The organism is Roseovarius maritimus (assembly GCF_043355895.2).
In the GTDB taxonomy this organism is placed as follows: Bacteria; Pseudomonadota; Alphaproteobacteria; order Rhodobacterales; family Rhodobacteraceae; genus Roseovarius; species Roseovarius maritimus.
Genome location: NZ_JBHFPF020000013.1, coordinates 22,812 through 34,481 on the forward strand (window position 1 = coordinate 22,812; position 11,670 = coordinate 34,481).

The 11,670-nt window shown below is 62.6% G+C and carries 11 protein-coding genes; 7 read left to right on the plus strand and 4 right to left on the minus strand.

Annotated features, from left to right (window positions below; translation table 11 throughout):
* Positions 1-26 precede the first annotated feature (26 nt).
* From yajC to ACEWPM_RS17345, 4 genes are all read right to left on the minus strand, one after another.
* Positions 27-329, minus strand: coding sequence for a preprotein translocase subunit YajC (gene yajC / locus ACEWPM_RS17330; protein ID WP_393963782.1), 303 nt, complete (start codon positions 327-329; stop codon positions 27-29).
* A 112-nt stretch (positions 330-441) separates the two neighbouring features.
* On the minus strand, positions 442-801 hold the full coding sequence (locus ACEWPM_RS17335; protein ID WP_393963783.1) for a cupin domain-containing protein: 360 nt from the start codon (positions 799-801) through the stop codon (positions 442-444).
* A 30-nt stretch (positions 802-831) separates the two neighbouring features.
* Positions 832-1,623 carry a carbon-nitrogen hydrolase family protein gene (locus ACEWPM_RS17340; protein ID WP_393963784.1) on the minus strand — a complete coding sequence of 264 codons (792 nt, stop codon included), beginning with the start codon at positions 1,621-1,623 and terminating at the stop codon, positions 832-834.
* 13 nt (positions 1,624-1,636) lie between these two features.
* Positions 1,637-2,677, minus strand: a complete 1,041-nt coding sequence (locus ACEWPM_RS17345) for an alcohol dehydrogenase catalytic domain-containing protein (protein WP_393963785.1) — start codon at positions 2,675-2,677, stop codon at positions 1,637-1,639.
* A gap of 105 nt (positions 2,678-2,782) precedes the next feature.
* Here ACEWPM_RS17345 and ACEWPM_RS17350 point away from each other — a divergent pair, with 105 nt between their 5' ends.
* The 7 genes from ACEWPM_RS17350 (at position 2,783) to ACEWPM_RS17380 (ending at position 11,570) form a co-directional block, all read left to right on the plus strand.
* On the plus strand, positions 2,783-3,673 hold the full coding sequence (locus tag ACEWPM_RS17350) for a LysR family transcriptional regulator (RefSeq protein WP_393963786.1): 891 nt from the start codon (positions 2,783-2,785) through the stop codon (positions 3,671-3,673).
* 114 nt (positions 3,674-3,787) lie between these two features.
* Positions 3,788-4,747: an agmatinase gene (gene speB, locus ACEWPM_RS17355; protein WP_393963787.1), complete on the plus strand. Its 960-nt coding sequence runs from the start codon at positions 3,788-3,790 to the stop codon at positions 4,745-4,747.
* 27 nt (positions 4,748-4,774) lie between these two features.
* Positions 4,775-5,854 (plus strand): ABC transporter substrate-binding protein, encoded by a 1,080-nt coding sequence (locus ACEWPM_RS17360; protein ID WP_393963788.1) that lies wholly within the window; start codon positions 4,775-4,777, stop codon positions 5,852-5,854.
* A 62-nt stretch (positions 5,855-5,916) separates the two neighbouring features.
* Complete coding sequence (locus ACEWPM_RS17365; RefSeq protein WP_393963789.1) at positions 5,917-6,975, plus strand: ABC transporter ATP-binding protein; 1,059 nt, start codon at positions 5,917-5,919, stop codon at positions 6,973-6,975.
* Positions 6,976-6,982: 7 nt separating this feature from the next.
* Entirely contained in the window at positions 6,983-7,825 is an 843-nt protein-coding gene (locus tag ACEWPM_RS17370) for an ABC transporter permease (protein ID WP_393963790.1), read from the plus strand.
* The gene (locus ACEWPM_RS17375; protein ID WP_393963791.1) at positions 7,822-8,613 is read left to right on the plus strand and encodes an ABC transporter permease; all 792 of its coding nucleotides are present in this window, start codon (positions 7,822-7,824) and stop codon (positions 8,611-8,613) included. Before ACEWPM_RS17370 ends, ACEWPM_RS17375 begins: the two co-directional genes overlap by 4 nt.
* 719 nt (positions 8,614-9,332) lie before the next feature.
* Entirely contained in the window at positions 9,333-11,570 is a 2,238-nt protein-coding gene (locus ACEWPM_RS17380; protein ID WP_393963792.1) for a Hint domain-containing protein, read from the plus strand.
* Positions 11,571-11,670: the final 100 nt, after the last annotated feature.

Consider the following 11,670-nt stretch of genomic DNA (forward strand, 5'->3'; position numbering starts at 1 on the left):
GCTGGTCGTTAGGTCTTGGGGGCCGTTCAGGCCTTGGGGGCTTCGCTGGCAGGCTCGGTTTTCGAGACGACCTGCGCGATGGTGGACTTGACCACGCGCACCTTGACGCCCTGCGCCAGCTCGACCTCGATCTCGTCGTCATCCTTGACCTTCGAGACCTTGCCGATCAGCCCGCCTTGCGTGACCACCTGATCGCCGCGGCGCAGCGCCTCAACCATCGCGCGATGGTTCTTCAGCTTTTTCTGCTGCGGACGGATGAGCAGGAAATACATGATCGCGAAGATCAGAATCAGGGGAATGAACTGCGCGAACGCGGAACCGCCTTCCATGGGGAGTCTCCTAGATGAAAGCGGGGGCCGCCCCCGCGGAATTTCGCGGAACCTATGGCCGCGCGCCCCTTATTGCAAGGCGCGAAAACGTGAGCGGTGCGGCCCTGCCTGGCTAGTCCGGGAAATCCTCGGGCATGTCGGCAAAGACGGCGATCAGGCAGCCCCCCTTGGTGGTTGAATGATGCTCGGTCCCGTCGCGCAGCCAGACCAGATCGCCAGGACCGTATTCCGTGCCGTCATTATCGGTCAAATCCCCCTCGATGATCAGGAATTCTTCGTCCCCCTTGTGGCGATGGGCCACCGTGGTGTGGCCCGGCGGCATCCGGTAGACGTAGAATCCCGCGCCCAAGGGCCGCGCATCGTTAAGCTGCAGCACCTCGCCATCGGGCTTGCCATCCGTTTCGATAGGCTCGAATTTCGCTTTGTGGATGTTTGCGACGCGGCGGTCTTCTGACTTGATCGGATCCATCATGGTCTCCTCTTGGGCTGATGTTTCAGGCCGTCAGATCAATCCCTGACGCGCGGCATCCTCTAGATACGGGTTGGCCTCGCGCGAGTCGCTGTAGGCCGCGGGATCGATATCGGCATAGATCAGTGCATCGCCCGTCTCGCCCGCCTCGGCCAGAACCGATCCATCGGGTGCCGCGATGGAGGACAGGCCCTGATAGGTAAAGCCTTCGTCGCCATCGGCATTGTCGGCATAGGCCACAAAGACCTGGCTCTCGAAGGCGCGGGTGCGCACAGTGTGAAGCGCGACGAATTCGCTGGGAGCATCCTTGGGCAAGGCGGTGGGCACGGCCACCAGATCGGCCCCGGCGGCGGCAAGGCGCCGCACGTTTTCAGGGAATTCGACATCGTAGCAGATGAGGCAGCCCACCTTCAGGCCCTCAAGCTCCATGATCATGGTCGAGGGTCCGGCGGCGGTGAAGAGGCCGCGCTCATAGGTGCCGTAGAGGCACCCCTTGCGGTAGATCTCAGGCGCATCGGGGCGCTTGCGGTCGATCATCATGGCGCTGATGTAGCGTTGCTCGCCCGCAGCCTCGGGGAAGCCCGCGATGACGCTGATACCGTGTACCTTGGCCGCCGCGCCCAGCGCCTCGGCCCACGCGCCGTCCGGGCGCTGCGCTTCGCGGATCACGGCCTCGCCCCGGCCATAGCCGGTGAGGCCAAGCTCGGGCGTGATCAACAGGCGCGCGCCGGCCTTCGCGGCTTCTTCCATGGCGTCGATGATGCGCTGCCGGCGAGCAGCCGCGTCAATGGTGGCAGACATCTGGAAAACGGCGATCTTTGTCATGGCTTTGTCCCTTTCAGTGCGTGAAATCAATACAGAGGCGGCCCGTCACCTCGCCCGCCTTCAACCGGTCGAGCGCGGCATCCACATTGTCGAACCTGATTGCCTCGACATCGACGGCCAGCGGATGCGCAGCGGCAAAGGCGAGGAAATCGGCCAGTTCCTGCCGCGAGCCGACGGACGAGCCAAAGACGCGGTGCCCCCCATCGATCAGCCACATCATCGACAGCGGCATGGGATCATGCACCATGGCGATGGCAACGATATCGGCCATCGGATTGACCGCCGCCTCGACCGTGTCCCAGATCGCCGGGCTGGGCGCGAAGTTCAGCACCACATCTGCGCCGCCCGCTTCCTTGATCCGCGCGCCGGCGCCCTCGCCGGCCTTGGCTGTCACTTCGGCGCCCAGTTTCTCGGCCGTTTTCAGCTTGGCCGGGTCGCGGTCGACGACCATCACGCGCGCGCCACGTGCCTTGGCAATCAGGATGGCATATTGGCCCAGCCCGCCCGCGCCGATGATCAGCACATTGGTGCCCGCCTCGATCCGCGCCTTGCGCAGCGCCGACCACGCCGTCAGCCCCGCGCAGAGCAGCGGCGCACCCTTGAGCGGGTCAATCGCCTCGGGGATTTCCACCGCGAAATCCGCGGGGCAGAGCGCATATTCGGCAAAGGCGCCATGTTTCTGAACGCCGCGCGCGGTATTCTCGGCGCAGAGCACCTCATGCCCGGTCCGGCACGGCTTGCAGGCAAGGCAGGTGTCAAAGATCCAGGGCAGGCCGATGCGCGCGCCGATGGCGGGCGCGCCCTTGGCCTGCGGTCCGTGGGCCACGACGCGGCCGATGCCCTCATGGCCCAGGATAAGGGGGTAATAGCTCTGTGGCAGGTTCTCCTGCCCCTCGCGCAGGTGCAGATCCGAATGGCAGACACCGCAGGTTTCCAGCCGCACCAGCACCTCGCCCACACCGGGCGTGGGCACGGCGACCTCGCGCATCTCCAGCGGTGCGCCGGGCGCGGGGCAGACGGCGGCCTTCATCGTCAGCGGCAGGTCGTCGGGCATCTGGGTTCTCCTTGCGGTGCGAAATTCGAGGGTCAGACTAGGCGCGTCCGCCGCAAACTGGAATATGCTGTTGCAAAGCGATACATTTCCACCTCTCAATGCGTCATGCAAATCACCGGCTCGGACATCCATCTTCTCAGCGTTTTCGATGCGGTCGTGCGCAACGGGGGATTCTCCGCAGCGCAGGTGGAACTGGGGCTCAGCCAGCCGACCATCTCCAACCACATTACGGCGCTGGAACAACGGCTTGGCGTCACCCTGTGCCAGCGCGGGCGGCGCGGCTTCCTGGTGACGGAAAAGGGCATGATGGTGCATGAAATCGCCAAGACCCTGCTGGGCACGCTGGACACCCATTCGGGCCATCTGGCCGCGCTCAAGGGCAATCTTGTGGGGCGGCTAAAAGTCGCCGTGTTGGATAGCGTCTGTACCGATCCCAATTTCCGCCTGCCCGAGGCCATCGCCCGCTTTACCGAGGCTGCCCCTGCTGTGCGGATCGAACTCGGCATCGCGCGTCCACAGGATATCCTGAACGGCGTCCTTGACGGGGAAATCCATGTCGGGATCGGCAGTTTCGACAATGTCCTCAGCGGCTTGCGCGTGGTCGACCTCTACCGCGAGGACCACGCGCTCTACTGCTCGGAGGCGCATCCATTCTATGCACGCGGCGATGCCACCATGACCGAGGCCGAGATCACCGCCGCCCCTTGGGTACATCGCGGCTATTGGAGCCGCCAGCGCCGCAAGGCCGTGAACCCCACCGATCTCGATCGCTTTGCTGATGAAATCGAGGCGCAGCTGATCTTCATTCTCAGCGGCGCTTATCTGGGCCTGCTCCCAGTGCATATGGCCGAGGGTCACGTCGCCGCCGGGCGGCTGCGAAGGCTGGCCTATAGCGCGGAAAACTACGACTGCCCGATGCAGATACTCAGCCGCGCGGGACAGGTGCCGCAGGTCAATACGCTCTTCATGCGAATCCTCGCGGAGTGCTATGCTTGAACGCGATACATTTGCAGACATCAATGCGCGCTTTTGCGCTATCATATTTTCCGCGCGGCGACCCGCGCCATAGGCTGTGCGCCTGAACAAGCGCGCCGGCACGAAGGAATCACCATGAGCGACACCGCAAAACCGCATTTCAACCAGCCACTGGGCGGCAACGACATGCCGCGCTTCGGCGGCGTGCCCACGATGATGCGCCTGCCCAGCCAGGATACGGCCAAGGGGCTGGATGCCTGCTTCGTCGGCATTCCGATGGATATCGGCACGTCGAACCGCACCGGCACGCGCCACGGCCCACGCGCCATCCGCGCCGAAAGCGGCATGATGCGGCCCTACAACATGGCCACCGGCGCCGGTCCATTCGCCAAGATGCAGGTCGCCGATATCGGCGACGTGGCGATCAACACCTTCGATCTGAAGAAGACGGTCGATCTCATCACCGAAGCCTATGACGAGATCCTGAAGCATGACGTCGTGCCCCTGACGCTGGGCGGCGACCACACGCTCAGCTATCCGGTCCTGCGGTCCATCGCCAAGAAGCACGGGCCCGTTGCGCTGATCCATATCGATGCGCATGCCGATACCAACGATCTGATGTTCGGTGAAAAGATCGCCCATGGGACGCCCTTCCGCCGCGCGGTCGAGGATGGACTTCTGCTCAATGACAAGGTGTTTCAAATCGGCCTGCGCGGCACGGGCTATGAGCCCGGCGACTTCGACTGGGGGCGTGAGCAGGGCTTTACCGTGATCCCCGCCGAGGAGTGCTGGCACAAGTCGCTGACCCCGCTGATGAAGGACATCCGCGCCAAGATCGGTGACGCGCCTTGCTACCTGACCTACGATATCGACAGCCTCGACCCGTCGATCGCGCCGGGCACCGGCACGATGGAGATCGGCGGGCTCACGACCATTCAGGCGCTCGAGATTGTGCGCGGCTGCAAGGGGCTGAACCTTGTCGGCGGGGATCTGGTCGAGGTATCGCCGCAATATGACACGACAGGCGCGACCGCCATGCTGGGCGCGAACCTGGTATACGAAATGCTTTGCGTCCTGCCGAAAACCTGGGCGTAAGCCGAACTCAACAAGGGAGAAAATGAAATGAATAGCACTTTCACACGCCGCCGGTTCCTCGGCACTGCGGCCGCCACGGGGGCAGCGACACTGGCCGCGCCCTCGATCCTGCGGGCCCAGGGCACGCCGCTGCGCGTCGGCACCTATGGCGGCTTCTTCGAGGACAGTTTCAAGGCGCATATCTTCCCAGGCTTCACCGAGGAGACCGGCATCGAGGTGGAATCCATTGCCGTGCCCACTGGCGAGACCTGGCTCGTTCAGATCAAGAACGCCGCGCGCGCCAAGACGGCACCGGCAGATGTGTCGTTGATGGCCGGCACGCCGCGCCGCGAGGGCGCCAAGCAGAAGGTCTTCAAGACCATCGACGAGAGCAAGATCCCGAACCTCGCCAACCTGACCGACACCTTCAAGGATCGCTATGACGATGGTGGCCTTTACGGCGTCGGCGGCGTGTCGTGGTACATCACGCTTTGCACCAACTCGGACGTCATCCCCGAGGCACCCACCAGCTGGGAGGCACTGTGGGACAGCCAGTATGAGGACCAGATCGGCCTTCTGGGCCTGGCCACCAACTCCTTCCTGCTGGAAGTCACCGCCACCACCTATTTCGGCGGCACCGACATTCTGGCGACCAAGGAAGGCATCGGGGAAGTGTTCAACAAGCTCTCCGAAGTCGTGCCGAACGTGCGCCTTTGGTACAAGGACGAGGGCAGCTTCCAGCAGGCGCTGCAGCAGGGCGAAATCCCGATGGGCCAGTACTACCACGATGTTGCCGGGCTGGCGGCGGCCGAGGGTTTCCCCGTCGTGTCGACCTTCCCGAAAGAGGGCGGCATCCTCGACAGTGGCTACTGGATCGTGCCGGAATATGCCGAGGCCGATGACGAGATCGCGGCCTTCATCAACTATATGTCCAAGCCGGAAACGCAGGCCACCCTCGCGCGCAAGGTGGGCACATCGCCCGTCGTCAAGCCCGAGCTGACGGACCTCACCCCCGAGGAACTGGCCGCCGTGTCGAGCGATACCACCCCCATCATCCCGCGCTACGAGATGTATGGCGAGCATGGCGCGTTCATCTCTGACCGTTGGAACCAGATGATCGCGGGCTAAGCGATGCTTCCCCGGCCCGCCCCACCTGATGGGGCGGACCGATCCCACTCAAGGATACCTGCATGACCGGCCTTACCATCAACGGCGTCACCAAGAAATTCGGCAGCGTGACCGCCGTCGAGGACGTGAATCTCACCTTCAAGGATGGCGAGATGGTCTGCTTTCTCGGACCGTCGGGCTGCGGCAAGACCACCCTCCTGCGCATGATCGCGGGGCTGGAGGAGCCGACCAGCGGCTCCATCACCATGGGTGGGCGTGACATGACCCATGTGCCGGTGCACCAGCGCGAGATTGGCATGGTCTTCCAATCCTTCGCGCTCTTTCCGCACCTCACGGTAGGCGAGAACATCACCTACTCCATGCGCATCCGCGGCCATTCGCGGAGCGAGCGCGAGGACCGTGCGCGTGAACTGCTCGACATGATGCACCTGCCGGGCATGACGGACCGCCGGATCAGCCAGCTTTCGGGCGGCCAGCGCCAGCGCGTCGCCATCGCCCGCGCTCTTGCTCTCAACCCCCAGGTTTTCCTGCTGGACGAGCCGATGTCGGCGCTCGATGCCAACCTGCGCGAGGCCATGCAGATCGAGCTGCGCAAGTTGCAGCAGGAGCTTGGCATCACAACGGTGGTCGTGACGCACGATCAGACCGAGGCGATGACAATGGCCGACACGATCGTCGTCATGGGCAAGGCCAAGGTGCTGCAATCCGGCAGCCCGATGGAGATTTACAAGAAGCCCGTGGACCGTTTTGTCGCAGATTTCATTGGCACATCAAACCTGCTGCCCGCCCGTATGACGGGCGCGAGCACAGCCGAGGTCGCCGGGACCACACTGAACATAGGCACCAACGCACATGGCTTTGCCAAGGGTGACGAGGTCGTGCTGATGACCCGCTCCGAGGAGATCTTCGTGCGCCCTTCCAGTGCGCCCGCCCCCGAAAATGCGGTCAAGGGACGCGTCACCTTCGTGCGCGATATCGGCGCCACGATCGAGATCCTCTGCGATTGCGACGGGCATGAGGTGATCTCGGTTCTGACGCCCAAGGATTGGCCCGAGGTCGAGATCGGGCAGGACGTGCATATCGAAATGCCCAAGGACGCGTGCAGCGTCCTGGCGCCGTGAGGCGCTGATGCGCAAGCCCGGCCTCGCCCCCTATCTCGCCCTCATCCCCTCTTCGGTGATGATCGGCATCTTCTTCGCCATCCCCTTCGCGCTGATCCTTGCCGTCAGCGTGGCCAGCCCCGCCGACGATGCCGACTTCCGCCTCGGTTTCGATCTGCAACATTTCGAGCGGTTTGCGACGTGGTTCTACATCGAGCGCGCGCTTTTCTCTGCCGGGCTCTGCGCGCTGATCGCAGCGATCAGCATGGCCGTCGCCTTTCCGTTCACGTATTTCCTGACCACGTTCCGGCGCAAGGCGCAGGATCTTTGGCTGATCTACATCCTCGCGCAGCTGTCGCTGTCGGAGGTGCTGATCGCGTTCAGCTGGCAGATCCTGCTGTCGCGCACCTCGGGCATCGGCAATATCCTGGAATGGATGGGCATCGTCGAGAACAGTTTCTCCATGACGCCCTCGGCGGGCGCGGTCGTGGCGGCGCTGGTCTATCTCACCATTCCCTTCTCGGTGCTGCTGCTGTTCCCCGCGCTCAGCCGGATGGACCGCAGCCTGCTCGAGGCTGCACGCACGCTGGGCGCGTCGCCGCTGCGCACCTTTTTCACCGTGGTCATTCCGGTGACGCGCCCGGCCATCATCTCGGGCAGCGTCACCGTCTTCGTGCTGACGCTGGGCGCCATCATCGTGCCGCAGGTGCTGGGCGCGCCGCAGCACTGGACGCTCTCGGTGCTGATCACCGATCAGGCGATCTTCAACTTCAACATGCCCTTCGCCTCGGCGCTGGCCGTGGTCCTTCTGGTGCTCAGCGCCAGCGTGATCGCCGGCGTCTCGTGGCTGGGCCGGAGGAGCGAGACATGATCGGCACCTTTTTGCGCCGCGCCTACATGGCGACCTTCGCCCTCTTCCTGATCGGCCCGATCATCGTCATCACGGCGGTCTCGTTCAACGCGCAGAAGTTCCTCGCCTTCCCGCCCCGCGGCTTCTCGCTCCGCTGGTACGGGGCGATCTTCGGCGAGGCGGACTGGTTCGGGGCGCTCGTCAACTCGCTGAGCATCGCCGCGCTCTCGGCGCTTCTGGCCACCGCCGTCGCGCTGCCCGTCGCCTACATGGCGTGGCGCCATGGTCTGCGCTATGCCCGCGCGCTCTTTGCGCTGGGGATCGCGCCCTTCATCCTGCCGCCGGTCATCATGGCGCTGGCATTCCTCATCTTCTTCTCGAGCGTGGGCGTGAACGGGCTGATGATCAACGTCATCATCGCGCATGCGATCTTCCTGCTCGCCCTGCCCCTCGTTACCATCTCGCTGGGGCTGGAAAGCATAGACAAGGCGCTGATCGAAGCCGCGGAGACGATGGGCGCCTCGGGCTGGACGGTCTTTCGCACCGTGATCGCGCCCATCGCGGCGCCCTTCGCGCTGGCGGGGTTCGCCTTCTGCTTCGTGCTCAGCCTCAATGAATACATCATCGCGCTGATGACAGTCGGCTTCACGGTCGAGACGCTCCCGGTCAAGATCTTCAACGCGCTGCGCTATGGCTATACGCCGGTGATCGCCTCGATCGCCGTGCTGTTCCTGGCCGTGAACATCACCGTATTCTCGCTCATCGCACGGTTCAGCAATCTGGCGCGGATCCTGGGCGCGATGGACTGAGGCCAGCTGCCTGATCATTTTCAGCATATCGCGAAGCCTGGAAAATCGGGAACAAAACAGGCAGTCCGGTTTTGATCGCAAACTCTGACCTGAGTCCCGTATCTTCGTCCAGTTTGACCTACCCCAGAAACAATCCTCGTGCTGATCTAGAATTTGCAGACGATACCGGAATTGCGGCGGCGACAAGTACATCTGATCTTGCAACTCTTCTCTCGGTGGCTCCCGCCTTTCTGAAAGATGCAACCAGGTAGACTTGGTATCTCCATGATCGATCCCCCAATTCGCCATGCCCTTCTCAAACGACATACCAACCTTGAAATGGCACGGAGTCAGGGGTGGCTCAGCATCCGAGATCGGCCTTGGATCCTTCTTGACCGAAGCTACAATGAAAAGGCATGGCGGAGACGCGCAGTTGCGACCTTTGCAAAGTCACGGCCAGGCCGCCGCCGATCAACCGTGTAAAAACCGCCTCAGCGGACGATTTTTGCGGTGCTGGACCGGTGGCTTTCGAAAGACCCGACTTGCCTCAATCTGGTTACCGTGGCCAGCTGCACCGCCCCGAATTCGCCCGAATTCAACTAAAATTCGCCTGACCCGTTCCTCTTTCCAGCCATGCACGCTGTGTATTCACGTTCAAAATGATTGGGTAAGTTAAGCACGAAACTGCCCCATCCGACCAGTCGGCACAAGACCGGCGGCCGCGAGCAAGGAGCAGAGCCATGCCAACCTATACGGTAAGCGTTTACGATACGGACCCCCTCGGGGTTCTATCGACGACCATAGGCAATACACGGACCTGGTCGGGTGAGGCGTTCCCCTCCGGCATGGCGACCATCACCGACACCGAAATCGGCCTCGAAGGTCAGACGCTCGACAGCGATGCCGCTGGCAACGAAACGGCCACTGCCACCATCACCATCGGCGGAAACACCTCGACTGGCGCCCTGATCTATGCCGAGGAAAGCTGGACTATCCGCGACACCGTGACGGGCGAGGTGTTCAACGTTGTCACCCTGCGCGTCGATGCGGGCCCTGCGGCGGGCTATTATACTTTGTCCGAAACCCCACTCGTTGTCGGCCGCAGCTACGAAACCATCGACTATGACACCGACCCGGACGTCACCGCAGGCGATCCCGCCTTCAAGATCGACGACTATGTCGAACCCGACACGACCGGCGACGTGGTCGACGGCACTGCGGGTGCTGACATAATCAACGGTGCCTATCTGGACATTGACAGCGAAAGCCTCACCGCGGGGGCCGACACGGTCTTTGCAGGTGACGGTGACGATATCGTCACCGGCAGTGATGGCAACGACCAGATTTACGGTGGCGGTGGCGCCGACACGCTCGGCGGCGGCAACGACGATGACGTAATCTACGGCGACACGCAGCCTACGGTAGATCCTGCCGAGTCGCTCAACTGGGATGGCGAAGGCGCGGATGGAGACGACATATCGGCGGGTTTCACCCAGAATACCGGTGAGATGGACGTCACCGTCAGCTTCGTCAATGACGGCAACAACAACCCGACCTTCGAGGTTGAAACGACCGACACGCTCTATACCCAGAATGGCGAGCCGTTCGACACGAATTCAAGCCTCTATCTCTTCGCGAATGGCGACGGGCGCTCCTCGACCACCACGATTGACTTTGCGGCAGCGTCCGGCAGCGTGACCGACGAGGTCCAGAATGTCTTCTTCCGCCTCAACGATATCGACGCTTTCGGAGGCAACCACACCGATATTGTCTCTGTGAATGCCTTCGATGCCGACGGCAACCCGGTGCCTGTCACCCTGACAGCGGCCGGTGACGATGCGGTCATCGACAGCACCGTCACAGCCGGATCGAGTCTTGACGATCCCGACGACGCCAACGGCTCGGTGCTGGTCGAGATCGAAGGTCCTGTCCAGAGCATCGAGATCGTCTATTCCAACGGGCAGACCGGCACCCAGGGCGTCAATGTCTCCGACGTGCATTTCGACACGATCCCTACCGACACCTCCGGCAGCGCCGACAGCATCGACGGCGGCGCAGGCAACGACACGCTCTATGGCGAGGCGGGCGACGACACCTTGATCGGCGGCACTGGCGCGGACGTGTTTTTCGGCGGACTCGGCGATGACGAAATATATCTGGCCGAAGGCGATGTAGCTTATGGCGGCGACGGCGACGACATTTTTGTACTGGGCGATCTGGGCGAGGCCGGCGCCGGTACCATCGACATCGTCGGTGGCGAAGGCGGCGAAATCAGTGGCGACACGCTGCAACTGACGTCTGATGTGTCTTATGATGACATCACATTCTCCAACACAGATGACACAGCGGGTGGGCTGTCGGGCAATTTCGCCATGGCCGACGGGACGGTAGTCAACTTCTCGGAAATCGAGAACATCATTTGCTTTACCCTTGGCACGCGTATTCTGACGCCGCATGGTGAGCGGGCGATTGAAACCTTGCGCAAGGGCGACATGGTGATCACCCGCGATCGCGGGCCCCAGCCCATTCGCTGGATGGGCCGCCGCACGGTTAAGGGCCTGGGTAATCAGGCACCTATCGCGGTGAATTCCACAGTGATGGACGGCGCGCGCCGTCCTCTTCTGGTGTCGCCGCAACACCGGTTGCTGTTCACCGACTACAAGGCCGAATTGCTTTTTGGCTACGACGAGGTGCTGGTCGCGGCAAAGCATCTGGTGGACGGGATCGACGTGCGCGTGGCCGAGCGCGAAAAAGTCACTTATTTCCACATGATGTTCGATCAGCACGAGATCGTTTATGCCGAAGGCGCCGCCACCGAGAGCTTTCATGCAGGCGATGTCGGACTCGCTGCAATCTCGGATCAAGCGCGCGAAGAGATGTTCAACATCTTCCCTGAACTGCGCGCGAACCTGACCGCCTATGGCGACACGGCGCGGATGTGTCTGCGAAGACACGAAGCGCGTCTGCTAGTAGCTTAACCAATCGGCTTAAAGTTTCTGGCTTTTTCGACCGCATCTGCAAGTGTCGGGAACCTGTATGCGTTCACGCACTCCGCGCGGAAGAAGTACCTGACGACAC

Coding starts and splice junctions, on each gene's coding strand:
- ACEWPM_RS17365 (WP_393963789.1), top strand. CDS start 5,917: ATGACCGGCCTTACCATCAACGGCGTCACCAAGAAATTCGGCAGCGTG.
- ACEWPM_RS17340 (WP_393963784.1), bottom strand. CDS start 1,623: ATGACAAAGATCGCCGTTTTCCAGATGTCTGCCACCATTGACGCGGCT.
- ACEWPM_RS17380 (WP_393963792.1), top strand. CDS start 9,333: ATGCCAACCTATACGGTAAGCGTTTACGATACGGACCCCCTCGGGGTT.
- ACEWPM_RS17335 (WP_393963783.1), bottom strand. CDS start 801: ATGATGGATCCGATCAAGTCAGAAGACCGCCGCGTCGCAAACATCCAC.
- ACEWPM_RS17345 (WP_393963785.1), bottom strand. CDS start 2,677: ATGCCCGACGACCTGCCGCTGACGATGAAGGCCGCCGTCTGCCCCGCG.
- ACEWPM_RS17375 (WP_393963791.1), top strand. CDS start 7,822: ATGATCGGCACCTTTTTGCGCCGCGCCTACATGGCGACCTTCGCCCTC.
- speB (WP_393963787.1), top strand. CDS start 3,788: ATGAGCGACACCGCAAAACCGCATTTCAACCAGCCACTGGGCGGCAAC.
- yajC (WP_393963782.1), bottom strand. CDS start 329: ATGGAAGGCGGTTCCGCGTTCGCGCAGTTCATTCCCCTGATTCTGATC.
- ACEWPM_RS17360 (WP_393963788.1), top strand. CDS start 4,775: ATGAATAGCACTTTCACACGCCGCCGGTTCCTCGGCACTGCGGCCGCC.
- ACEWPM_RS17350 (WP_393963786.1), top strand. CDS start 2,783: ATGCAAATCACCGGCTCGGACATCCATCTTCTCAGCGTTTTCGATGCG.
- ACEWPM_RS17370 (WP_393963790.1), top strand. CDS start 6,983: ATGCGCAAGCCCGGCCTCGCCCCCTATCTCGCCCTCATCCCCTCTTCG.